The organism is Microcella putealis (assembly GCF_004216575.1).
Taxonomy (GTDB): Bacteria; Actinomycetota; Actinomycetes; order Actinomycetales; family Microbacteriaceae; genus Microcella; species Microcella putealis.
The window spans coordinates 229,839-252,760 of the sequence record NZ_SGWW01000001.1; the positions used below are offsets into that span (position 1 = coordinate 229,839).

Below are 22,922 nucleotides of genomic sequence, written 5' to 3' on the forward strand. Positions count from 1 at the left end.
GCCCGGTGACGGCGTGTCGCGGCCACGGGATGCCGCTAGTCCTGAGTTGTTGACGGTCACCGCGGGCGGAGGGCGGAGGGCGGGGTGCGGGGTGCGGGGCTAGGCGCCCAGGAGCTCGGCGGCCAAGAACTTCGTGACGCCCTCAAGCGGGATGCGCTGCTGCTGCATGCTGTCGCGCTCGCGCACCGTGACGGCCTGGTCGTCAAGGGTGTCGAAGTCGACCGTGATGCAGAACGGCGTGCCGATCTCGTCTTGGCGGCGGTAGCGCCGACCGATGGCGCCGGCGTCGTCGAAGTCGACGTTCCAGTGCTGACGCAGCTCGTCGGCGAGCTGGCGCGCCGCAGGTGACAGCTGCTCGTTGCGCGACAGCGGTAGCACGGCGGCCTTCACGGGCGCGAGGCGACGGTCGAGGCGCAGCACCGTGCGCTTGTCGACGCCACCCTTGGTGTTGGGTGCCTCGTCTTCGTGGTACGCGTCGACCAGGAACGCCATGAGCGAGCGGGTCAGACCCGCCGCGGGCTCGATGACGTAGGGGGTCCAGCGCTCGTCCTTCGTCTGGTCGAAGTACGACAGGTCGACGCCCGAGTGCTTCGCGTGGGTCGACAGGTCGAAGTCGGTGCGATTCGCGACGCCCTCGAGCTCGCCGAACTCTGAGCCGCTAAACCCGAAGCGGTACTCGATGTCGACGGTGCGCTTCGAGTAGTGCGACAGCTTCTCGGCCGGGTGCTCGTACAGCCGGAGGTTGTCGGGGTTGATGCCGAGGTCGACGTACCACTGGTGGCGCTGGTCGATCCAGTACTGGTGCCACTCTTCGTCGGTGCCGGGTTCGACGAAGAACTCCATCTCCATCTGCTCAAATTCGCGGGTGCGGAAGATGAAGTTTCCGGGCGTGATCTCGTTGCGGAAGCTCTTGCCGATCTGGCCGATGCCGAACGGGGGCTTCATGCGCGCGGCGTTCAGCACGTTCGCAAAGTTCACGAAGATGCCCTGAGCGGTTTCGGGACGGAGGTAGTGCATCCCCGATTCGTCGTCGACGGGGCCGAGGAACGTCTTCAGCAGGCCCGAGAACTCTTTCGGTTCGGTCCACTGGCCGCGGGTGCCGCAGTTGGCGCAGGCGATGTCGGCGAGCCCGTTCTCGGGAGCGCGGCCCTTCTTCTCTTCGAACTCTTCCTCGAGGTGGTCGGCGCGGTAGCGCTTGTGGCAGCTGAGGCACTCAACCAGCGGGTCACTGAAGACGTCGACGTGGCCGGAGGCCTCCCACACGCGCTTCGGCAGGATCACGCTCGAGTCGAGGCCCACCACGTCGGCGCGACGGGTCACCATCGCGCGCCACCACTGGCGCTTGATGTTCTCCTTCAGCTCGACGCCGAGGGGGCCGTAGTCCCACGCGGACCGCGACCCACCGTAGATTTCGCCCGCCTGGAAGACGAAGCCGCGTCGCTTCGCGAGCGCGATGACGGAATCGAGGTGAGTGGATGCTGCCACGGGGGTACTCCTGCGGGTCTCGGTGCCGCCGCGAAGGCGTCGCGGCGCGCGATCGCTCAGTCTACTGAGCGGCGGCTCACAGGATGCGCGGCGCGGGCCGGTCGCGGACGACCCGCACCAGCCGCTCGACGTCGTCGCTCGTGTTGTAGAGGTGGAAGGAGGCGCGCAGCTTGCCGGCGCGGCCGGTAATGCGGATGCCGCCGTCACCCGCTGCGGCGAGCATCCGCCCGTCGGGGTCGGGGATGGAGACGATTGCTTGGCCGCGCGGTTCCATCTCGACGGCGGCGGCGTAGGCGTCGCCGAGGCCGGCCGTGTACGCGCCCACTTCGACCATGTCGAGCTCGGCGAGCAGGGCGAGCGCGGGCTCAGCCCCCACCCACGCCGGCCAGGCGGGGCTCACGTCGAAGCGGCGCGCGTTCGGCGCAAGATTCATAGCCGGCCCGTACGCCGACTGCCAGACGTGCTCGCCCGCGTACCAGCCGGCCTGGATGGGACGCAGGGTGCGCATCCAGTCGTGCGAGACCGTCAGAAAGGCGACACCCCGCGGCGAACACAGCCACTTGTAGGCGTGGCACACGGTCGCATCGGCGAGCGTGAGTGCGTCGAGCGGGGTCACCCCGGCAGCCTGGGTGACGTCGCAGAGCGTGCGGGCTCCGACGCGGCTGGCGGCCTCGCGGATCGCAGCGGCGTCGGCCCGCTCCCCCGTTGCCGACTGCACCAGCGAGTACGCCACGAGGGCCGTGCGCTCAGAGACGGTGGCGGCCACTTCAGCGACCGGCACGTGGCGCACGGTCAGATCGCCGCGGGCGAGAAACGGAAACACCATCGACGAGAAGTCGCCGTCGGCGACGATGACCTCGGTACCCGGCTCGATGTCGGCGGCGATCACGCTCACGGCGGCGCTGACCTGGGCCGCGATCGCGACCGTGTCGACCGGCGCGTTCACGATGCGCGCGTACGACGCACGGCAGGCGTCGACAACGCGGTCGTAGTCGGGTGCGCCGCGGTCTCCGGCGAACCAGACCTCGAGGTCGGCGGTCATCGCCTCGACGGTGGCCCGCGGGGGCAACCCCAGGGCCGCGGTGGCGAGGTAGCCGGCGGCGTTTGGGCCGAAGTGGGTGCGGGCGACGTCAAGCGTGAGGGGCATGCGGCCAGTCTGGTGGCGGCGCGACGGGTGCGTCCAGGTGTGGCCGGGGTGGGGTGGCGCGGCGCTGGTGAGAGGACGTGTAGGTGTAGGGCGCGTGCTGCGGCGGGCGGGACGCGGGGATTACGGGGCGGGCGGATGCTCGGGCGGGGCGGTCGGGGCATCCACCGCGCCGCCGAAACGGCGATCGCGCCCCGCGTACTGCTCGATCGCATCCCAGAGGTGGCGGCGACGGAAGTCGGGCCACAATGTGTTCAGGAACACCATTTCGGCGTAGGCGCTCTGCCACAGGAGGAAGTTGCTGGTGCGCTGCTCGCCGCTCGAGCGCACGAAGAGGTCGACGTCGGGCTGATCGGCCTCGTACAGGTGCCGCGCGATCGTGCGCTCGGTGATGCGCTCAGGGTTGAGGCGGCCGGCCTTCACCTCGGAGGCGAGGGCGCGGACGGCGTCGACGATCTCGACGCGGCCGCCGTAGTTGACGCACATCGTCAGTGTGAGGCCCGTGTTGTGGGCGGTGCGGGCCTGCGCCTCTTCCAGCTCGGAGATGACACTGCGCCACAGGCGCGGGCGGCGGCCGGCCCAGCGGATGCGGACGTTCCAGGCGTCGAGTTGGTCGCGGCGGCGGCGCAACACCTCGCGGTTGAAGCCCATCAGGAAGCGCACCTCGTCGGGGCTGCGGCTCCAGTTCTCGGTGCTGAAGGCGTAGACGCTGAGGTGCTTCACGCCGAGCTGGATGGCTCCGGCAACGACGTCGAGGAGGCTCGCCTCGCCGGCGCGGTGGCCCTCGATGCGAGTGAGGCCGCGCTGGTTCGCCCAGCGGCCGTTGCCGTCCATGACGATGGCGACGTGGGCGGGGACGGTCTTCGGAGGGATGGCGGGGGGCTGCTCGCCCGTCCAGTCAAGGGGGCGGAGGGGCTCTGGGCCTGTCGCGTCGGCGGGGCTGCGGCGACTCACGGGACCTCCTGGGGACTGGTGGTGCGCTGTTCGCGGGCGGCGCGGTCGACGTGCGGCAGGGAGCGGAGGCCGCGCTCGAGGTGGAACTGCGTGTAGGCGGCGATGAGGCCGCTTGCGCGATTGCGGGTGCGCTCGTCTGCCGCATCCGCGACCGGCCAATCGCCCGTCAGCAGGGCGATCAACAAGGCGAGCGTGTCGTCGTCGACGCGCGGAGAGCCGGGTGGGGCGACCTCGTCGGCGACCATGCCGCCGAGCTGCACGACGAAGGAGCGATGGGGGCCGGGGGCGCCCGTGACGGCGCAGTCGCCGAAGGTCGGAGCCCAGCCGGCGATCGACAGGGCGCGCAGCAGGTACGAGTCGAGGGTGAGCGACGGGTCGTGCTCGCCGCGCGAGAGAGAACGCAGGCCACCGACGAGGAGAAGGTACTGCTGGAGGCCCCCGCCGTCGTCGCCCGTCACCTTGTCGGCGGTTTCGACCATGACACTCGCGGCCGTGTAGCGGCCGTAATCGGTGCTGATCTCGTTGCCGTAGGAGCCAAGGGTGACGGCCTGCTGCACGATGTCGAGGCTGCGGCCGCGGTACAGCTGCAGGTCGGCGACCATGAACGGCTCAAGACGGCTGCCGAAGCGGCTGCCCGTGCGGCGCACCCCCTTCGCCACCGCACGGATCTTGCCGTGCTGGCGGCCCAGCATCGTCACGATGCGGTCGGCCTCACCCAGCTTGTGGGTGCGCAGCACGACGGCTTCGTCACGATAGGTCGGCACCGCTTCAGTATCGCGGGTGTGGTGGTGGGCGCGGTGTGCGGCGCGCGTGGGCGGCCCGGCTCGGCCGAGCGGGTCGTGTCAACAACTCAGGACTAACGTCGCGCCGCCTCAGCTAGGGGCGCAAACGTGCCGCTGATTCGGCGAGGAGCTCGGCGGCGCGCATCAGTTCGTCCTGAGTTGTTGACACTCCCCAGGTGAAGCGGATCGCCGTGCGGGCCGTGTCGGGGTCGACTCCCATGGCGAGCAGCACGGGTGAGGGCTCGTCGCGGCCCGCGGCGCAGGCCGAGCCGCTGGAGGCGAGGACACCCGCGTCGTCGAGGGCGACCAGCAGAGGCTCACCGCCGATCCCCGGCACGACGAACGACGCGTGCGCGGGGAGGCGCTGGCTGCGGTGCCCCGTCAGCTGCGCTCCCGGGACCGCGTGCTCGACGGCCTGGATGAACGCGTCGCGGTCCACGGCAACACGCGCGACGGTGGCGGAATCGTGCTCAGCGGCGGCGAGTTCGAGGGCTCGCGCGAAGCCGACGACCCCGGCGACGTTTTCGGTGCCACTGCGGCGATCGCGCTCTTGGCCTCCACCGTGGATGACAGGCTCAAGCGGGGCGTTCGTGCGGAGGATGAGCGCGCCCACGCCCTTCGGGCCGCCGAGCTTGTGCGCGGAGACCGTCACGGCATCGGCTGTCGACAACTCAGGACTAACGCTCGCGTCGAGCGACACCCACCCCGCTGTCTGGACCGCATCGACGTGGAACCGCGCGCCAACGGCCCGCGCCTGCTCCCCCAGCTGCTGCACGGGCTGCAGGGTTCCCACCTCGTTGTTTGCGTGCTGCACGCTCACGAGCGCGGTGTCATCACGCAGGAGTGCTGCGAGGCTGTCGGCACGCACTAGTCCTGAGTTGTCGACGGGCAGCACGCTCACCTCGACACCGTGCCAGCGCGCGAGGTAATCGGCCGAGGCGCGCACGGCCTCGTGCTCAATCGCCGAGACAACGATGTGCCGCCCGCGGCCAGCAGCGATCGCCCCCAGGGTCAGGCCGATGACCGCGAGGTTGTCGGCCTCAGTCCCGCCGCCCGTGAACACCACCTGTGTTGCTCGCACCCCGGCAAGACGCGCGACGGTCGAGCGCGCGGCGTCGAGCCCGTCGGCCGACGCGCGCCCCAGCGCGTGCCGACTCGAGGCGTTGCCGTACGCCCCCGTCAGGAACGGCCACATGGCTTCCAGCACCTCACGCCGAACGGCGGTCGTCGCCGCCTGGTCGAGGTCGATGAGCGACACGAGCCTAAGCTCCGGGCGTCGCGGCGGTTTCGATGTCGAGCCCCAGATCGAGCGACGGGGCGCTGTGCGTCAGCGCGCCCACTGAGATCACGTCGACCCCGGTCTTGGCGATCGCGCGCACCGTATCGAGGTTCACTCCCCCGCTCGCCTCGACGATGGCGCGACCGTCGATGAGCGCGACGCCCGCGCGCAGCTCGTCGAGGCTGAAGTTGTCGAGCATGATCGTGTCGGGTTTGGCCTCAAGCACCGCGGGCAGCTGATCGAGGCGGTCCACCTCGACCTCGAGGTGCATCGTGTGCGGGATCCGCGCACGAACCGCCCGAATCGCGTCCGTCAGGTCACGGCCCTGCTGCACCAGCACGGCAAGGTGGTTGTCTTTCAACATTACCGCGTCCGACAGCGAGAAGCGGTGATTGTGGGCGCCGCCGGAACGCACGGCGGCCCGTTCGAGCATCCGAAGACCGGGCGTCGTTTTGCGCGTGTCGGCGATGCGTGCGCCGGTGCCGGCGACCGCGTCGACGTATCGGGCGGTGAGTGTGGCGATGCCGCTCAGGCGCTGGGCGAAGTTCAGCGCGATGCGTTCGGCGCGCAGGATCGCGCGCGCGTCGCCCGAGATCGTCGCGACCCGGGTGCCGGGTGCGAGGGGCGCGCCATCGCCGAGGTGAAGGGTGATGTCGGCGGCGGGGTCGGCCTGGCGGAACGCCTCGGCGATGCAGTCGACGCCGGCGAGCACTCCGTGGGCGCGGCTGACGAGCTCGGCTCGGGCGGTGGCGTCAGCCGGGATGCTCGCCTCGCCCGACACGTCACCCCAGGGCGCGTCTTCCGCGAGGGCACGGGAGACGAGTTCGACGACGGCCCGCTCGGGGGCGGGCGTCGGCGCGGTGCTGAGGGTGGGTCGCTGCGTCGCCTCGCTGATCGGATGCTCGGTGCCGGTCACGCTCATCGCGTCGCCTCTCGGGTCGGTGCGGCCGCCGCGAGGGCGGGCTCGGGGGCGTCGACGGCGGCGTCGCGCGTCAACAACTCAGGACTAACGGAACCGGGCCGGACCCAGGCACGGCGCCAGCGGAGCGCCGGCTCGGTCGCCGGGTAGTCGGTGCGGGCATGGGCGCCGCGCGACTCCCGCCGAGCTCGCGCAGCTTCGGCGGTGAGGCGAGCGAGCGGCAGGAGCCGTGCGGCGAGGGCGTCGGCGGGCCGGGCATCCGCGAGTTCGCGGGCAAGTTCACTCATCGTCGACTCGTCGCGGAGGAGCCCCAGGGCATCCCACGCGCGGTCGCGGAGGTAGTCGCCGGTCACGGGGATCGTGCCGTTTCGCAGCGCATCGGCTGCTTCGAGGCCGCCACTCAGGCGCGTCGGCACTGCGGCCGTCAGATCGTCGTCACCTCGTTGGTCCTGAGTTGTTGACAGCGCGGGGGTGGGCAGCGACGGCGCCGCAGCGGCGGGGGCCGCGGCGAGAAGGTCGCCCGCCAGCCAGCCGACGACAAGGGCTTCGAGCAGCGAGTTCGACGCAAGGCGGTTCGCCCCGTGCACGCCCGTCGACCCGGTTTCGCCCACAGCGAACAGACCCGCAACCGTGGTACGACCGCTCATATCGGTCAGCAGCCCGCCCATCGCGTAGTGAGCGGCGGGCGTCACGGCCACCGGCTCGCGGGTCCAGTCGAAGCCCGCCGCGCGGACCAGGCGGTCGATCGTCGGGAAGCGCTCGCGCAACACCCCAGCTCCGAGCGCGGTCGCGTCGAGCAGCACCGGGGCCCCGCTCTGCTCACGCATCTGCGCCGCGATCGCGCGAGCCACGACATCGCGCGGCGCAAGCTCGGCCCGCGGATCGTGGCCCGCACCCGTCAGAAAGCGCCGGCCAGCCGCGTCGAGCAGCACGGCCCCCTCGCCGCGCACGGCCTCGGAGACGAGACCGCCGCCGGGCAGCACCGTCGGATGAAACTGCACGAACTCGAGGTCGACGACCGCGGCACCCGCGGCGTAACCGAGCACCACCCCGTCTCCGGTCGCCACGGGCGGGTTCGTGGTGTGCCGGTAGAGCTGACCGTTGCCTCCGGTGGCGAGCACCACGGCGTCGGCGGCGAGGCGCTCAACCGGCGCATCCGCCCCCGGGTGCGCCCCGGCCGCGGTCGGGCTCGGCACGACGTCGACCGCGCACACGCGCCCGTCGCCGCCGCGCACGATCGCGACGGCCGTCGTGTGCTCGCGTACGTGCATCCGCCCCTGTGCGCGCGCCGCGTCGAGCGCGCCCGCCAGCGCGGATTCGATGATGCGGCCCGTCGCGTCGCCTCCCGCGTGCAATACGCGGGCCACTGAATGGGCGGCCTCGAGGCCGCGCGCCCAACCGAGCGGCCCGGCGGCTGAGCCGGTTGACGCGCCGGAGACCCGGTCGAACTCGACACCCAGCGCCACCAGGTCGTGCAGCCGCGCGGCGCCCTCGCGCGCGAGCAGCCGCACGGCCTCGGGATCGCTAAGCCCCGCACCGGCCGCGAGCGTGTCGCGTGCATGCAATTCAGGACTATCGTCCGCGAACACGGCGGCGGCGATTCCGCCCTGCGCCCATGCCGTCGACCCCGCGGTCAGCTCGGCCTTCGTCACGAGCGTCACGTCGTGCACGCGCGCCGCACGCAAAGCGCTGATCAGCCCAGCAATGCCGCTGCCGATGACGACGACGTGTCCCATGACGATCTCTTTCCGAAGGGGCGACGCGGCTCAGTCGCGCGGCTTCGCGGCGAGCATGCGCTCAAGTGCGACGCGCGCTTCGTCCTGAATAGTTGACGCGACGACGATCTCGTTCACGACGCGGCCGGCGACGAGCTCCTCCAGCACCCAGGCGAGGTAGCCGGGGTGAATGCGGTACATGGTCGAGCACGGGCAGATGACGGGGTCGAGGCAGAAGATCGTGTGCTGCGGGTACTCGGCCGCGAGCCGGTTCACCATGTTCACCTCGGTGCCGATCGCGAAGGTCGTCGGCTCGGTGGCACCGGCAACCGCACGGCGGATGTAGTCGGTCGAGCCCGCCTCGTCGGCCGCGTCCACGACCGGCATGGGGCACTCGGGGTGCACCACGACCCGCACGTCGGGATAGTCGGCGCGGGCCTTTTCGATTTGGTCGACGGTGAAGCGCTTGTGCACGCTGCAGAACCCGTGCCACAGCACGACCCGCGCGTCGAGCAACTCGTCGTGTGTCGAGCCGCCGAGGGGCTTGCGCGGGTTCCACATCGGCATTTGCTCGAGCGGCACCCCCATCGCCTTCGCGGTGTTACGCCCGAGGTGCTGGTCGGGGAAGAACAGCACGCGCTGCCCCCGCTCGAACGCCCACTCGAGCACGGTTTTCGCGTTCGACGAGGTGCAGACGATGCCGCCGTTGCGCCCGCAGAACGCCTTCAGCGCCGCCGACGAATTCATGTAGGTGACGGGGATGATCGGGGCTCGGCCGTCCGCATCCGGCTCGGTTCCGTAGACCGACTGCAGTTCCTCCCACGCCGCCTCGACACTGTCGATGTCGGCCATGTCGGCCATCGAGCATCCGGCGGCGAGGTTCGGCAGGATCACGCGCTGGTCGTCGCGGGCGAGGATGTCGGCCGTCTCGGCCATGAAGTGCACGCCGCAGAACACGATGTACTCGGCATCGGGCTTCGTGAGCGCCGCGTTCGCCAGCTGGAACGAGTCGCCCAAAAAGTCGGCGTGCTGCACGACCTCGTCGCGCTGGTAGAAGTGGCCGAGAATGACGAGGCGATCGCCGAGCGTCTCTTTCGCGGCGCGGATGCGGGCGTGCAGTTCGTTCGTCGACGCATCCTGATATTCGCGGGGAAGTCCGCCCTGCACGGGCGAGCCGGTCGGGATCACGTCGTACATCGACGAGCCGGGGCCGTAGCCGGGGGTCGCGTCGAACTCCCACGGGCCTTTCGCGAGCTCGGGCGTGCACGTCTCGCCGGGCAGCACACCGTTGGTGATGCCGCGGATCGTCGTGTCGAGGGTGAGGGGTGTCGTGGTCATGCGGGGATCCTCGGGGTGAGCGGGCCTGCGTCGACGAGTTGCACATCGCCGGTGTAGCGGTAGAGCTTGGGCGGGCGGTGGCGGCCGCCCGTGACGACGCCTCCGGTGGCTTCGATCGCGCCCGACGACTCCATCTGGCGCCGGAAGTTCGCGGGGTCAAGCGGCTTTTGCAGCACGGCCTCGTACACGCCGCGCAACTCGGCGAGGGTGAACTCGTCGCCGAGGAACGCGTGCGCGATCGCGGAGTACTCCATCTTCGTGCGCAGGCGCCACAGCGCGTAGTCGACGATCAGGTTGTGGTCGAAGGCGAGCTCGGGCAGATCGTCGGCCGGAAACCACTGCACGTTCTCGCCCAGCGTGACCTGCGCAGCCTCGTCGGGCCGCACGAGCGCCCAGTACACGACCGACACGAGGCGCCGGTCGGGCGATCGGTTGACGTCGCCGAACGCGTACAACTGCTCGAGGTAGGTCGGTTGCAGCTCGGTCGTCTCGGCGAGGTTGCGGCGGGCCGCGCCCTCGAGGCTCTCGTCGAGTTCGACCATGCCGCCGGGCAGCGCCCAGCGCCCGCACTGCGGCTCGCGGATGCGGCGCACGAGCGGCAGCCAGACCGTCGCGGGTGCGTCGGTGCCCTGCCCGCCCGCGCTGGGCGGCGTCGCGCGCGGCGCCCCGTCGGCGTCGCGCAGCGCAAAGATCACCGTGGAGACGGCCAGGCCAATGGATGCGGCGCGCGCGGCATCAGAATTGCTCACGGCGCTCCTCGGGTCGGCTTCTCAGCGCCGAACGGCGTCGAGTTATGGTCACGGTGACCTGAACGGAGTCTAGCACTAAAGGTGGACAGCACCCGAAGTGAGGGGCGCGCTCGTCAGCCCGGCGGCCCGAACCTCGCGAGCGGGGCGCAAGGGGCGCGGCGGCGCGCGGCGACCTGCGAGCGGTGCGCGAGCATCCAGAATGGAGCGCGTGAGCCCCCTGTTCGTGATCCCCCTGTGGGCCGACCTCCTCGCCGTCGGCGTCGGAGCGCTGCAGGGCGCCATGTTTGCCGCCCAATTTCGTGACCGGCGGCTTGACTGGCTGGGCGTCGCCATCATCGGCATCGTCGTCGGCTTCGGCGGCGGTCTCTTGCGCGACCTGCTGCTCAACGTGCAGCTCGCGCCGCTGCAGTCGAACTGGTACCTCGCGGTTGCGACCGGGGCCGCGCTGCTCGGCATGCTGCTCGAGCGCGTGCTGTCGAAGCTGTCGCGCATCATCACGGCGCTCGACGCGCTCACCATCGGGCTCTTCGGCGCCATCGGCACCACGAAAGCGCTGTCGCTCGGGCTTCCGCCGGTCGCCGCGGTTTTCGTCGGCGTGCTCGCGGCGGTCGGCGGGTCGATTCTGCGCGACGTGCTGCTCAACCTGCCCATCGCGCTCATGCACGTCGGGTCGTTGTACGCGCTCGCTGCCGCCGGTGGAGCGTTCGCGATCGCGCTGCTGCTCGAAGTCGATGTGCCGGTGTTCATCGCGGCCGCGGTCGGAGTGGTGCTGACTTTCGCGATCCGCATCCTGTCGGTGCTGTTCGGATGGAGCCTGCCCGAGCAACGCGCCATCACCCGGCTGCCAAAACTGCCGGTCGTGCACCTGCCCCTGCGGCGTCGCCAGTCGGCGACCGTTGAGGCGCAGCGCGGACGCGTCGTGACCACCGCCACCGGCGTCATTCACCTGCAGTCGACGACGGCGGCAATCCCCGTCGTCGATGCCGACAACGAGCCGGTGCGTGTGCGCCGCCGCTCCCCCATCCCCGGCGCGAGTCGCGCGCGTCGCTGAGCGCCGGCGCCGCGCGGGCAGGGCGCCGCTGCGCCCACCGCACCTGCTGCACCCGCGCACCCACGCACCCGTGCGTGTCAACAACTCAGGACTAACGCGCCCCCACCGCACGCCCACTCCCACCAGCGCGGAGCCCACCGGATAGCTCACGCGCGTTTGTCCTGAGTTGTTGACAGCCCGGTCGCTACAGTCATGCCGTGACGCCCGAGCCCCGGTCCGAGAAGCCCCCGGCCGCAAACACCGCGGCGCTCACCGCGTTTGAGAACGCCCGTCCGCGCCTTACGGGGCTCGCGTACCGCATGCTCGGCTCGTGGGCCGAGGCCGAAGACGTCGTACAAGACGCGTGGCCGCGCTGGTCAACCGTTGCCGACTCAGGCATCGACAACGCCGAGGCGTATCTCACGACGATGGTCACCCGACTCGCCCTCACGACCCTCGACTCCGCGCGCGTCCGGCGTGAGCACTACGTGGGGCCCTGGCTTCCGGAGCCCGTCGACACGCGGGCCGACCCCACGCTCGGAGCCGAGCGCGCCGAGGCCCTCGACCTGGCCACCCTCCTGCTGCTGGAGCGCCTGAGCGGCCCCGAACGCGCAGCTGTCGTCCTGCGCGAAGCGTTCGACTACGACTACCCGACCCTGGCCGAGACTCTCGGGACAACTGAGGCAGCCGCCCGTCAGCTCGTCTCCCGTGGGCGCCGCGCGCTCGACGGCCCCCGCCGTACCCGCGCGAGCGATGCTGAGCACCACCGCCTACTGACGGCCTTCGTCGCGGCGGCGCAGGGCGGCGACCTCGCTGCCCTCGAGTCGATCCTGACTCCCGACGCTGTCGCCATCAGCGACGGTGGAGGCGTCGTCAGCGCCGCCCGACGACCCGTCCACGGCGCCGACAACGTCGCCCGATTCGTGCTGGGCGTGCTCGAAAAGTTCGGCAACGGGGTGCGCTCGGTGCCGGTCATGGCAAACGGCGACGCCGCATTCTTGGCGGTCACCGATGACGCGGATGCGCATCCCATCGCCCTGTGGAGCCTCGATATCGCGGCGGGCGGCGTCCGCGGGGTTCACATTGTTCGGGCTCCCGACAAGCTGGCGCGATTCGCGCGGTCGGCGTTGTCACAGAACGGTGGGCTGTCCGGTCATCTGTGAGAGAGCTCGATCGCCGAGCCGCAGAGAGGAACACCATGACCGTGCTCGTCACCGGAGGAACAGGCACCGTTGGCCGCCCGACCGTCGAGGCGCTGCGAGCGCGCGGAATCGAGCCGCGCATCCTGAGCCGACGGGCCGGAGACGGCCACGGCATCGCTGACCTGCGCAGCGGCTCGGGGCTCAGCGCGGCCCTCGCCGGCGTGCGCACCGTGGTGCACCTCGCGACGAACCGCCGCAACGACCTGGCCGCCACCCAGCTGCTGCTCGACGCCGCGCAGACCGCCGGGGCCGCCCACCTCGTGTACCTCTCGATCGTCGGCGTCGACGCGGTGCCGCTCGGCAACTACCGGGCGAAGCTGCGCTGCGAGGGGGCGATCGCCGCTTCGGGGCTGCCCTTCACCATCGTGCGGGCGACACAGTTTCATGAGTTCGTGGCGGGGGCGTTTCGCGCGCAACGACGGCTTCCGCGGACGTTCGTCGCCGACGTGCCATTTCAGCCGATCGACACGAGCGTCGTTGCCGCGCGGCTGACAGAGCTGACGCGGGACACTCCAGTCGGCGGGCGTGTCACCGACATCGGTGGGCCCGAGGTGCTGCCGATGCGCGAGCTCGCGCGGCAGTGGTTGGTCGCCGGCGGAACCTCGCCCGACACCGCGACGGGCCGCGTCGTCACGCTGCGGCCGCCGGGCCGGCTCGTCGCGGCGTACCGCGCCGGGCTCCACACGACGGGAGCCCCGGGCACAGGGCCGAGCTTCTCGGAGTGGGCGCAGCACCAGCCGTGAGGCTCGCGCGCTGTCAACAACTCAGGACTAACGCGACACTGCCGTGAGAGGCGCCGCAGGCGCGCGCGGGCTCGCGTGCGAAAGAGGAGCCTTAGTCCTGAGTTGTTGACACGAGCCGGGCACTAGGGTCGTCGGGTGCGTTCCGTCCCCGCCCCGTTCGACGCGCGCGCCGCGGCTGTGGCGCTTCGGGCGCCGGATGCTCGGGTCGCCATCGCAGGAGTCTCCGGCTCCGGCAAATCGACTCTCGCGCGCCAGCTCGCGCCGGCCCTTGATTTGCCGTACACCGAGCTCGACGCACTGCACTGGGGGCCCAACTGGACCCCTCACCCCTCGTTCATGGACGAGGTGCGCGCGCTCGTCGCTCACGACCGCTGGATCACCGAGTGGCAGTACCGGCGCGTGAGGCCGCTCATTATCGAGCGGGCGACGGTGCTGTTGTGGCTTGATCCGCCGTTTCGCGTGACCCTCTGGCGCGTCATCCGACGCACCGTGCGGCGCCGCGTGACACGAGAAGTGCTGTGGAACGGCAATCAAGAGCCGGGCCTCCGCCATGCAGTCTTCAACCCTGAGGGAATCATTCGCTGGGCGGTCATGACGCGCAACAAGTACCGCGCGCTCATTGCTCAGACAGTCGACCGGCGCGCCGGCCTGACCGTGATCCGGCTGCGCACACCCCGCGAAACACGCGCGCTGCTGGCCGCGCTGTCAACAACTCAGGACTAACGCGCAGCGCACACCGCGCGACCCGCGGACGCACGCGGCACAACGAACGCGTGCGTGCCGTTAGTCCTGAGTTGTTGACGCGCAGCGCGCGACTACGCGGTCGCGAGCTCGCGCGTGCCCGACTCCAGGCGAATCGCGCGATTGATGGCCGACACCACGGCCTTCAGCGATGCGGTCGAGATGTCGGGGTCGATGCCGACGCCCCAGAGGGTGCGGCCGTTGACCTCGAGTTCGACGTACGAGGCGGCGTGCGCGTCCCCGCCGGCCGAGAGCGCGTGCTCGACGTAGTCGAACAGTCGCACCTCGATGCCCTGCCCCTGCATGATGCCGAGGAACGCCGCGATCGGCCCGTTGCCCGTCGCTGAGACACCATCAATCGCGTCGCCATCGCGCAGGGTGACGTCGAGCGCGACCGATCCGGTCATGTCCGACGCGGTGCGGGTCGAGAGCAGCTCGAAGCGCCCCCACTTGTCCGTCTCGTCGGCAGCCGGCAAGTACTCGTCCTGGAAAATCTCCCAGATCTGCTCGCTCGTGACCTCGCCACCCTCGGCGTCGGTCTTCGCCTGCACGACGTGGCTGAACTCGATCTGCAGCTTGCGTGGCAGGTCGAGGGCGTGGTCGGTCTTCAAGAGGTAGGCGACGCCTCCCTTGCCCGACTGCGAGTTGACGCGAATGACAGCCTCGTACGAGCGCCCCAGATCCTTCGGGTCGACCGGCAGGTAGGGAACGCCCCACACCAGCTCGTCCACCGACACACCCTCAGACACAGCGCGGGCCTCCATCGCCTCGAAGCCCTTCTTGATGGCGTCCTGGTGCGAGCCACTGAACGCCGTGTAGACGAGGTCGCCCGCCCAGGGCGAGCGCTCGTGCACCTTCAACTGGTTGCAGTACTCGGCGGTGCGCTTGATCTCGTCGAGGTCGCTGAAGTCGAGCTGCGGATCAATGCCCTGTGTGAACAGGTTGATGCCGAGGGCGACGAGGTCGACATTGCCGGTGCGCTCGCCGTTGCCGAACAGGCACCCTTCTATGCGGTCGGCGCCGGCCATGTAGCCGAGCTCGGCGGCGGCGATGGCGGTGCCGCGGTCGTTGTGCGGGTGCAGGCTCAGGATGATCGAGTCGCGGCGCGCGAGGCGACGGTGCATCCACTCAATCGAGTCGGCGTACACGTTTGGTGTCGCCATCTCGACGGTCGCCGGCAGGTTGATGATCAGCTGGCGCTCAGGCGTGGGCTGCAGCTCGTCGATGACGGCGTTGCAGACCTCGAGCGCGGTCTCGAGCTCGGTGCCCGTGTAGCTCTCGGGGCTGTACTCGTAGAACACCTCGGTGCCGGGAACAGTCGACTCGTACTGCTTGCACCAGCGCGCGCCCTGCAGCGCGATCTCTTTCACGCCCTCGACATCGGTGCGGAAGACGACCTCTCGCTGCAGCACCGACGTCGAGTTGTAGAAGTGCACGATCGCCCGCTTCGCACCCTTAATCGACTCGTACGTCCGGGCGATCAGGTGCTCACGCGCCTGCGTCAGCACCTGAATGGTCACGTCGTCGGGAATCAGCTCGTCGTCGATGAGCGAGCGCACGAAGTCGAAGTCGGTCTGCGAGGCCGACGGGAACCCGACCTCGATCTCTTTGAACCCCATGCGCACGAGCAGCTCGAACATGATGCGCTTGCGCTCGGGGCTCATCGGGTCGATGAGGGCTTGGTTGCCATCACGCAGGTCGACGGCGCACCAGCGCGGCGCCTGCGTGATCGTCTTCGTCGGCCACGTGCGGTCGGGCAGATCGACTCGCACGATCGACTGGTAGGGCTGGTACTTGTGCGTCGGCATCCCCGACGGCTGCTGGCGGTTCTTCATGGTCTTCGCGGCTCCTGTTTTCCGTGTCTGATGCTGGTCTCAGCCGACAACGAACTCCGCGACGAGGGAGGCTAAGGGCTAAGCCTCGTCGCGGCAACGAAGAAGAAGCGCGCCGAACACGGTTTCAGGGTACACCCGGCCCGCTCACGGCCGCGAACCGCCCCGGATGCACGCCCCCGGTACGACTACCGGTCCAGTTCCGTACTACCAAAGGATGAAAGCTCGCATCCGAGCGGATGAACGGGGCGCGTTTCGCGCGACGTGCCGCTTCGCGATGCGTAGCGTGACGCTCATGTTCGATTCCCTCGCACACAGCATCCTCACCCGCGGCTCACGCCTTCGATTGCTCGCTGAGAGTGCTGTAGGAGCGTTGTTCTCGCTCACCGTGGCGTACTACGGAGCTGCCGAGACCGGCAACCTCGCGATCGGGGCGGTTCTAGTGCTACTCGGGGCCGGGATCGCATTTTATCACTTGGCACCGGTGATCGCGCTCGCAGTCTCGTCATTGGCGATGCTGTTCGTGCTCATTGCAGGCTGGTCAGGGGGCACGCCGAGCGGCGCTCTCTGGCTGCCGATCTACCTGTCGATCTTCGGCACCGTCGCGTACGGAAGCGTCACGGTGCAGTGGACCGGGCGGATCGCAGCGGTCGCACTGACCGCGGGGTTCGTTGCGGGGGGCATCTCCGTCGCCGCCTATGGCCTGGGCCCTCTCGGGCTCATCGTCTTGCTCATGCCCGCTCTGGGCTGGTTTGCGGGCGAACTGGTGCGGAGCATCCGCAACCGCCGGGCGCTCAGCGCGACCGTCACCGCCGTCAGCACCGAGCGCGATGCCGCGCTCACCCGCGCCGACCTCGAGGCCGAGCGCACGCGGGTCGCGCGCGACGTGCACGACATCGTGGCGCACTCCCTCACGGTCGTGATAGCGCAGGCCGACGGTGCGCGCTACGCGACAACGGCCGACTCCCCCGGCGCGGCCGACGCCTTCGGCACGATCGCGCAGACCGCGCGCGACGCGCTCGCCGACGTGCGCACCCTGCTCACCGAGCTCCGCCACACGCAGGAGGCCGGGCCGCAGCCGGGGATTCAGAACCTCGACGCGCTGGTCGACTCGTTCCGCGATTCGGGGCTCACGCTCACCGTGCACGAGTTCGGCGACCGCGGCGGTCTCACCGACGCCCGCGAGCTCGCGCTTTACCGCATCGTGCAGGAATCGCTCACAAACGCCCTCCGCCACGGCGACGGTGCGGCGACCCTGGACCTCGACTGGGGCGACGCAGCCGTCGACCTGCTCGTCACGAACGTCGCGGCGGCCCCGGCCCCGGCGTCAGCCGACGCCGCCGTCACAGAGGTCACGCACGGTGAGTTCCCGCCCGAACGCGGCCACGGCATCGACGGGATGCGCGAACGCGCGATCCTTGCGGGCGGCGAGTTCAGCATCCGCGAAGGGGCGACATTCCGTGTGCGGGCGCGCCTCCCCCGTGAGCCGCGCGAACACTCTCACCCCGAGCCCGCCACCCCCGACACGATTGATACCGAGGTGCTCGCATGACCGCTCCTGTCTCCCCCTCGTCCGCGGCCGTGATGACCATCGCGCCCGCGCCCACCATCGTGGTGCCCATCAGGCTCGTGCTGGTGCCGCGCCGACCCCTCACCCCGGCGAGCCTTCCCTGGGCCACGGCGTGACAGTGATCCGCGTGCTGCTGGTCGACGACCAGCCGCTGTTCCGCCGTGGGGTGCGCATGCTGATCGACTCGCAGCCCGACCTCACCGTGGTCGGCGAGGCGAGCGACGGCGAGGAGGCCGTGACCGCGGCCACCGAGCATTCGCCCGACGTCGTGCTCATGGACATCCGCATGCCGCGCGTCGACGGCATCGCTGGCACGGCGGGAATCGTCGCGGCGGCGGGCGATGCCGGCCGTCGCGCCCCGCGCGTCATCGTGCTCACCACCTTCGATCTCGACGACGCGGCGCTGCGGGCGATTCGCGCCGGCGCAAGCGGGTTCCTGCTGAAGGACGCCGAGCCCGAGTTCCTGCTCGCCGCAATCCGCGCCGTGCACGGCGGTCACGCCGTCGTCGCGCCCGGCGCGATCGCCGACCTGCTCACCCACGTGGATGCACGCCCCGCGCTCCCGACGGACGTCGCCGCCGCGCGCGACGCCGCCCTCACCGCCCTCAGCCCCCGCGAGCGCCAGATCTTCGGCGCCATCGCTGAGGGACTCAGCAACGCCGAGATCGCCGAGCGCGAGTTCGTCAGCGAGGCGACCGTGAAGTCGCACGTCGGCCGCATCCTCGCGAAGCTCAGCCTGCGCGACCGCGTGCAGGTGGTGCTCTACGCGCACGACAACGGGCTGCTGCCCCGCCGCTGAGGGCCGGCTCAAGGGTCAGCGATGAGGGCCGCGAAGACTCCGCCGGCTCGCCCGCCGGCGACGTGGCACGGGGCGGTGCGGCCTGACACCGGACGTAGCCGGGGTCGATGTCTGCAGGACCGACAGTGCGGCGCAACTCGCCGACGTGCGGAGCATAAACGCCGCACGCGCGCGAAAACTGTCGGTGTGGCAGACACCGCCCGCGCGCCAGCTGTCGCATCGCCCCGGTGTTTCGCCATTGACTGGGCGTGTCGGTGACAACACGCCGGGGGTCGCAACCCAGACCGGGGCTACGCGACACGCAACCCGCCCGGAAGGCACCCACGACACTCGGCCCGTCACGAAGGCGCGCGCCCGCGCCGCTCCCTAGAACCCGAGCCGACCCAACTGCTTCGGGTCGCGCTGCCACTCTTTGGCGACCTTCACGTGCAGCTTCAAGAACACCTTGCGCCCCAGCAAAGCCTCGATCTCGCCGCGCGCGCGTCGCCCCACGTCGCCGAGCCGCGAGCCGCGGTGGCCAATGATGATGCCCTTCTGGCTGTCGCGCTCGACCCAGACGTTGGCGAAGATCTGCAGCAGGCCGTCGCCGTCGCGCTCGATCATCTCGTCGATGGTGACGGCCAGCGAGTGCGGCAGCTCGTCGCTCACGCCCTCGAGCGCGGCCTCGCGGATCAGCTCGGCAACCCGATCTTCTTCGGTCTCGTCGGTCGTCGACTCGGCCTCGTAGAGGGGCGGCGACACCGGCATGAGCCCGATCAGCTCGTCGGCGAGCAGTTCGACCTGGTCTCCGGTCACCGCCGACAGCGGGATCACCATGTCCCACTCGCGCAACTGCGAGACGGCGAGCAGTTGCTCAGCGACCTTCGTGCCGCCCACCGCGTCAGTCTTCGTGACGATCGCGACCTTGCGAGTGCGCGGAAAGTTGTCGAGCTGCTCGTTGATGAACCTGTCGCCCGGCCCGATCGGCTCGCCGGCGGGCACGCAGAAGCCGATGACGTCGACGTCGCCGAGGGTCTCTTGCACAAGGGCGTTGAGCCGCTCGCCGAGCAGCGTGCGCGGCCGGTGCATGCCCGGCGTGTCGACGACGATCAATTGCCCGGATGCCCGGTGCACGATTCCGCGGATCGCGCGCCGCGTGGTCTGCGGCTTCGAGGACGTGATCGCGACCTTTTCGCCGACCAGCGCGTTGGTGAGCGTCGACTTGCCGACGTTCGGGCGGCCGACAAAGGTCACGAATCCGGCTCGGTGTTCCGCGGTTGTGGACGAAGGGGTGTCGCTCACGGGGCGCTCCTTGGGGAGGCGGGGCGCGCATCCTGAACAGGAATCGCGCCGGTGTCGGCGGAGGCGGCCGCGAATGCGAGCCGCGCGTCAATGAGGGCCTGGTCGGCCTCAACGAGCACGGTGACGACGCGCTTGCGGCGACCCTCGGTGCGCTCGGCGGTCAGGTGCAGGCCGTCGACCTCGGTGGTCGACCCGGCGACCGGCAGGCGGTCGAGGTGCTTCGCGAGCAGGCCTCCAACGGTGTCGACGTCGTCGTCGTCGAGCTCGATGCCGAAGAGGTCTCCGAGTTCGTCGATCGGCATGCGCGCGCTCACCCGGTAGCGGTTGTCGTCGAGCCGCTCGAAGGTCGACTCTTCGCGGTCGTACTCGTCGGTGATGTCGCCGATGAGCTCCTCGATGAGGTCTTCCATGGTCACGAGGCCGGCGATGCCGCCGTACTCGTCGACGACGAGCGCGAGGTGGTTCGACTGCACCTGCAACTGCCGCAGCGCATCGTCGGCCTTTTTCGACTCAGGCAAGAACTGGGCGGGCTTCGCCAACTCATCCACGAGCGTCGCACCCGCTGACGCAGGCGACGACACCGTCAACCGGGTCACATCCCGCAGGTAGACGACACCGCGAATGTCGTCGGCGTCGTCGCCGATCAGCGGGATGCGCGACACCCCCTTCTCGAGAAACAGCGCCATCGCCTCGGCGACCGTCTGCTGCGTCTCGAGCACGATCATGTCGGTGCGCGGCACCATGACCTCGCGCACGATCGTGTCGTTGAACTCAAAGATCGAGTGGATGAGCTCGCGGTCTTCGACCTCGAGCACGTCGAGGTCGGTCGCCTCGTCGACCATCGACAGCAGCTGCTCTTCGCTCGAGAAGGCCGCACTGCGGGGGCGGCCCGGTGTGACGCGGTTGCCCAACACGACGAGGGCGTCGGCGATGGGCCTTGTCAGCACACGGATCGCGCGCACGAGGGGCGCGGTGGCGACGATCAGCGGGCGCGGTTGGGCCCGACCCACGCTGCGCGGGCTCGACCCAACCAGCACGAACGAGACGCCGATCATGATGAGCGCGCTCACCCCGAGCACGAGCCACCAGGGCTCGAGGATGCTCGCGAACGCGAGCGTCACCAGCACCGCGGCGATCGTTTCGGCGACGATGCGCAAGAAATTCAGCGCGTTGACGTGCGCGCCGATGTCGTTCGAGATCGTCAGCAGCCGCTGCGGCTTCTTGCGCTCGGCGGCGAGCTCGACGAGGTCGTTGCGGCTGAGCACGCCGAGCGCGGCGTCGATCGCGGCGAAGAGGCCACCGAGCACCACCAGCACGAACGCGGTGGCGAAGAAAACGACGGTGAGGATCATCGCCTCAGCGTTTGCGTTCGGCCAGCGTGAACCCGACGAGCACGTCGCGCTGGATGCCGAACATTTCGCGTTCCTCGGCAGGCTCGGCGTGGTCGAAGCCAAGCAGGTGCAGCAGGCCGTGGGTCGTCAAGAGCAGCAGCTCGTCCATCGTCGAGTGACCGGCCGTCGCCGCCTGCGCGATGGCGACCTGCGGGCACAGCACGATGTCGCCGAGGAGGCCCGGCGGGGTCGGCTCTTCGTCGGTGCCGGGGCGCAGCTCGTCCATCGGGAAGCTGAGCACGTCGGTTGGGCCGGGCTCGTCCATCCACTCGATGTGCAGGCGCTCCATGGCGCCCTCATCGACCATCTGGATGGCGACTTCCGCGTCGGCGTGCACGTTCAGGTGCTCGAAGGCGTACATGACGAGCCGCTGAATGGCGGCCTCGTCGACGGCGACACCCGACTCGTTGTTGATCTCAACGCTCACGCGCGCACCTGCAGTTCAGCGATCCGGTTCACGGTCACCATCGTTGCGTATCGCGGCGGCTGCGCCCGGGAAGCCGGTCGCGGGTCGCCTGGCGCCGGGCGGCGCGATTCACGCCCGTCGCGCCCCGCGCATCCGAATCGGATGCGCTGCCCGCGTTCGCGCGTCGGCGCTCGGTGCGCTCGTATTCGGCCTTCTGCTTCTCGGCGTCGTACTTCGTGTACGCGTCGACGATGCGGCCAACCAGGTTGTGACGCACGACGTCGTCGCTCGTGAGGCGCGCGAAGTGGATGTCGTCGATGCCATCGAGCACGCGCGTCACGAGCGATAGGCCCGACGCGCCGCCCGGCAGGTCGACCTGCGTGATGTCGCCGGTGACGACCATCGACGAGCCGAAGCCGAGGCGCGTGAGGAACATCTTCATCTGCTCGGGCGTCGTGTTCTGCGCCTCGTCGAGCACGACGAACGAGTTGTTGAGGGTGCGCCCGCGCATGTAGGCGAGCGGCGCGACCTCGACCACGCCGGAGGCGAGCAGCTTCGGCACGAGCTCCGGATCCATCATCTCGTTGAGCGCGTCGTAGAGGGGCCGCAGGTACGGGTCGATCTTGTCGGTCAGCGTGCCGGGGAGGAACCCCAGGCGCTCGCCCGCCTCGACGGCCGGGCGGGTCAAGATGATGCGGTCGACCTCTTTGCGCTGCAGCGCCTGCACCGCCTTCGCCATCGCGAGGTAGGTCTTGCCGGTACCTGCTGGCCCGATGCCGAACACGATCGTGTTCTCGTCGATCGCGTCGACGTACGCCTTCTGACCGAGGGTCTTCGGGCGGATGCTCTTGCCGCGACTCGTCAAGATCGCCTGGCTCAGCACGTCGGCCGGGCTGCCCGCACCGTCGCGCAGGATCCGCGCCGAACTCTGCACGTCGACCTCGCCGAGGTCGGTTCCGCCTCGCACCATTCGGATGAGCTCCTCTACCAGCGTTGCCGCCTGTTCGACTGCGGGGCGCTCGCCCTGCAGGGTGATCTGATTGCCGCGCACGTGCACGTCAACGCCGGCGTGCTCGCGCTCAAGCGTCGTGAGTAGCCGGTCTTGCGGGCCGAGCAGCCGAACCATCGCCACGCCATCGATCTCGAGCTGGCGGGTGTACGGCGCGCCGGCGCCGGAGGTGGGCGCGCTATCCGTGGGCAAGCGACCCCTCATCGAGTCCGCCAGCGAGCACGTGGGCGTGCACGTGGAAGACGGTCTGGCCGGCCGCCTCGCCCGAGTTGAAGACGAGACGGTAGTGGCCGTCGGCGTGCGTCTCGGCGAGCAGCTTCGCGGTCGCCACCACCTCGGCGAGCAGCGCGGGGTCGGCCTCGGCGAGTTCGGCGACAGTCGCGTACTCGGCGGTTTTCGGCACGACGAGCAGGTGCACGGGGGCCTGTGGCGCGATGTCGCGGAAGGCGATCAGCGTCTCGGTTTCGTGCACGATGTCGGCCGGAATCTCGCGCGCGATAATGCGCTCGAAGATCGTGGGCTCGGGGCTCGTCATGCCGCCGATTCTAGGCCC

21 protein-coding genes and 1 pseudogene are annotated in these 22,922 nt (G+C 70.0%); 7 read left to right on the plus strand and 15 right to left on the minus strand.

Features of this window, described 5'->3' with window-relative positions:
• Positions 1 to 99: 99 nt before the first annotated feature.
• The 9 genes from EV141_RS01190 to EV141_RS01230 all read right to left on the minus strand — a co-directional run bounded on the left by EV141_RS01190 (position 100) and on the right by EV141_RS01230 (position 10,365).
• Positions 100 to 1,485, minus strand: a complete 1,386-nt coding sequence (locus tag EV141_RS01190; protein WP_130484148.1) for a glycine--tRNA ligase — start codon at positions 1,483 to 1,485, stop codon at positions 100 to 102.
• 76 nt (positions 1,486 to 1,561) lie between these two features.
• Positions 1,562 to 2,632 (minus strand): aminotransferase class V-fold PLP-dependent enzyme, encoded by a 1,071-nt coding sequence (locus tag EV141_RS01195; protein ID WP_130484149.1) that lies wholly within the window; start codon positions 2,630 to 2,632, stop codon positions 1,562 to 1,564.
• Between the two features lie 120 nt (positions 2,633 to 2,752).
• A complete protein-coding gene (locus EV141_RS01200) occupies positions 2,753 to 3,583 on the minus strand; it encodes an isoprenyl transferase (protein WP_130484150.1) in 831 nt (276 codons plus the stop codon).
• Positions 3,580 to 4,347, minus strand: coding sequence for a DNA repair protein RecO (gene recO / locus EV141_RS01205; RefSeq protein ID WP_130484151.1), 768 nt, complete (start codon positions 4,345 to 4,347; stop codon positions 3,580 to 3,582). Before recO ends, EV141_RS01200 begins: the two co-directional genes overlap by 4 nt.
• Positions 4,348 to 4,459: 112 nt before the next feature.
• Complete coding sequence (locus EV141_RS01210) at positions 4,460 to 5,623, minus strand: cysteine desulfurase family protein (RefSeq protein WP_130484152.1); 1,164 nt, start codon at positions 5,621 to 5,623, stop codon at positions 4,460 to 4,462.
• 4 nt (positions 5,624 to 5,627) lie between these two features.
• On the minus strand, positions 5,628 to 6,566 hold the full coding sequence (nadC, locus tag EV141_RS01215; RefSeq protein WP_130484153.1) for a carboxylating nicotinate-nucleotide diphosphorylase: 939 nt from the start codon (positions 6,564 to 6,566) through the stop codon (positions 5,628 to 5,630).
• On the minus strand, positions 6,563 to 8,299 hold the full coding sequence (locus tag EV141_RS01220; RefSeq protein ID WP_130484154.1) for an L-aspartate oxidase: 1,737 nt from the start codon (positions 8,297 to 8,299) through the stop codon (positions 6,563 to 6,565). The genes nadC and EV141_RS01220 overlap by 4 nt, the downstream gene beginning before the upstream one ends.
• Positions 8,300 to 8,329: 30 nt before the next feature.
• Entirely contained in the window at positions 8,330 to 9,616 is a 1,287-nt protein-coding gene (gene nadA, locus EV141_RS01225; RefSeq protein ID WP_130484155.1) for a quinolinate synthase NadA, read from the minus strand.
• Complete coding sequence (locus EV141_RS01230) at positions 9,613 to 10,365, minus strand: NUDIX hydrolase (protein ID WP_130484156.1); 753 nt, start codon at positions 10,363 to 10,365, stop codon at positions 9,613 to 9,615. The genes nadA and EV141_RS01230 overlap by 4 nt, the downstream gene beginning before the upstream one ends.
• A 199-nt stretch (positions 10,366 to 10,564) precedes the next feature.
• Between EV141_RS01230 and EV141_RS01235 the strand changes: the two are divergent.
• The 4 genes and pseudogenes from EV141_RS01235 to EV141_RS01250 all read left to right on the plus strand — a co-directional run.
• Positions 10,565 to 11,215, plus strand: a pseudogene (locus tag EV141_RS01235) (trimeric intracellular cation channel family protein); the annotation flags it as partial.
• Positions 11,216 to 11,613: 398 nt separating this feature from the next.
• Complete coding sequence (gene sigJ, locus EV141_RS01240) at positions 11,614 to 12,558, plus strand: RNA polymerase sigma factor SigJ (protein WP_130484158.1); 945 nt, start codon at positions 11,614 to 11,616, stop codon at positions 12,556 to 12,558.
• Positions 12,559 to 12,593: 35 nt separating this feature from the next.
• On the plus strand, positions 12,594 to 13,340 hold the full coding sequence (locus EV141_RS01245) for an SDR family oxidoreductase (protein WP_130484159.1): 747 nt from the start codon (positions 12,594 to 12,596) through the stop codon (positions 13,338 to 13,340).
• Between the two features lie 135 nt (positions 13,341 to 13,475).
• Entirely contained in the window at positions 13,476 to 14,063 is a 588-nt protein-coding gene (locus EV141_RS01250; protein ID WP_241968928.1) for a P-loop NTPase family protein, read from the plus strand.
• Between the two features lie 92 nt (positions 14,064 to 14,155).
• Here the strand turns inward: EV141_RS01250 and leuA are convergent, their stop codons facing one another.
• Entirely contained in the window at positions 14,156 to 15,916 is a 1,761-nt protein-coding gene (gene leuA, locus EV141_RS01255) for a 2-isopropylmalate synthase (protein ID WP_130484160.1), read from the minus strand.
• 292 nt (positions 15,917 to 16,208) lie between these two features.
• Here leuA and EV141_RS01260 point away from each other — a divergent pair, with 292 nt between their 5' ends.
• Genes EV141_RS01260 through EV141_RS01265 form a run of 3 tightly spaced genes read left to right on the plus strand, consistent with a single transcriptional unit; the run spans position 16,209 to position 18,282 of the window.
• Positions 16,209 to 17,465 (plus strand): sensor histidine kinase, encoded by a 1,257-nt coding sequence (locus tag EV141_RS01260; protein WP_157985474.1) that lies wholly within the window; start codon positions 16,209 to 16,211, stop codon positions 17,463 to 17,465.
• Entirely contained in the window at positions 17,462 to 17,599 is a 138-nt protein-coding gene (locus EV141_RS12205) for a hypothetical protein (RefSeq protein WP_157985475.1), read from the plus strand. Before EV141_RS01260 ends, EV141_RS12205 begins: the two co-directional genes overlap by 4 nt.
• Entirely contained in the window at positions 17,596 to 18,282 is a 687-nt protein-coding gene (locus EV141_RS01265; protein ID WP_130484162.1) for a response regulator, read from the plus strand. The genes EV141_RS12205 and EV141_RS01265 overlap by 4 nt, the downstream gene beginning before the upstream one ends.
• A gap of 366 nt (positions 18,283 to 18,648) precedes the next feature.
• Here EV141_RS01265 and era read toward each other — a convergent pair whose 3' ends face one another.
• From era to EV141_RS01290, 5 genes are all read right to left on the minus strand, one after another.
• Complete coding sequence (era, locus tag EV141_RS01270) at positions 18,649 to 19,563, minus strand: GTPase Era (RefSeq protein WP_130484163.1); 915 nt, start codon at positions 19,561 to 19,563, stop codon at positions 18,649 to 18,651.
• Entirely contained in the window at positions 19,560 to 20,915 is a 1,356-nt protein-coding gene (locus tag EV141_RS01275) for a hemolysin family protein (RefSeq protein ID WP_130484164.1), read from the minus strand. Before EV141_RS01275 ends, era begins: the two co-directional genes overlap by 4 nt.
• A 4-nt stretch (positions 20,916 to 20,919) precedes the next feature.
• A complete protein-coding gene (gene ybeY / locus EV141_RS01280) occupies positions 20,920 to 21,381 on the minus strand; it encodes an rRNA maturation RNase YbeY (protein ID WP_130484165.1) in 462 nt (153 codons plus the stop codon).
• A gap of 34 nt (positions 21,382 to 21,415) precedes the next feature.
• A complete protein-coding gene (locus EV141_RS01285; RefSeq protein WP_241969029.1) occupies positions 21,416 to 22,486 on the minus strand; it encodes a PhoH family protein in 1,071 nt (356 codons plus the stop codon).
• A gap of 61 nt (positions 22,487 to 22,547) precedes the next feature.
• Positions 22,548 to 22,904: a histidine triad nucleotide-binding protein gene (locus EV141_RS01290; RefSeq protein WP_130484167.1), complete on the minus strand. Its 357-nt coding sequence runs from the start codon at positions 22,902 to 22,904 to the stop codon at positions 22,548 to 22,550.
• Positions 22,905 to 22,922: the final 18 nt, after the last annotated feature.

Excerpts from the sequence above, each read along its gene's own strand:
- EV141_RS01290 (WP_130484167.1), bottom strand. The coding sequence starts at position 22,904 with ATGACGAGCCCCGAGCCCACGATCTTCGAGCGCATTATCGCGCGCGAG.
- leuA (WP_130484160.1), bottom strand. The coding sequence starts at position 15,916 with ATGAAGAACCGCCAGCAGCCGTCGGGGATGCCGACGCACAAGTACCAG.
- EV141_RS01275 (WP_130484164.1), bottom strand. The coding sequence starts at position 20,915 with ATGATCCTCACCGTCGTTTTCTTCGCCACCGCGTTCGTGCTGGTGGTG.
- EV141_RS12205 (WP_157985475.1), top strand. The coding sequence starts at position 17,462 with ATGACCGCTCCTGTCTCCCCCTCGTCCGCGGCCGTGATGACCATCGCG.
- EV141_RS01260 (WP_157985474.1), top strand. The coding sequence starts at position 16,209 with ATGTTCGATTCCCTCGCACACAGCATCCTCACCCGCGGCTCACGCCTT.
- nadC (WP_130484153.1), bottom strand. The coding sequence starts at position 6,566 with ATGAGCGTGACCGGCACCGAGCATCCGATCAGCGAGGCGACGCAGCGA.
- EV141_RS01285 (WP_241969029.1), bottom strand. The coding sequence starts at position 22,486 with ATGGTTCGGCTGCTCGGCCCGCAAGACCGGCTACTCACGACGCTTGAG.
- nadA (WP_130484155.1), bottom strand. The coding sequence starts at position 9,616 with ATGACCACGACACCCCTCACCCTCGACACGACGATCCGCGGCATCACC.
- EV141_RS01220 (WP_130484154.1), bottom strand. The coding sequence starts at position 8,299 with ATGGGACACGTCGTCGTCATCGGCAGCGGCATTGCTGGGCTGATCAGC.
- EV141_RS01245 (WP_130484159.1), top strand. The coding sequence starts at position 12,594 with ATGACCGTGCTCGTCACCGGAGGAACAGGCACCGTTGGCCGCCCGACC.
- EV141_RS01195 (WP_130484149.1), bottom strand. The coding sequence starts at position 2,632 with ATGCCCCTCACGCTTGACGTCGCCCGCACCCACTTCGGCCCAAACGCC.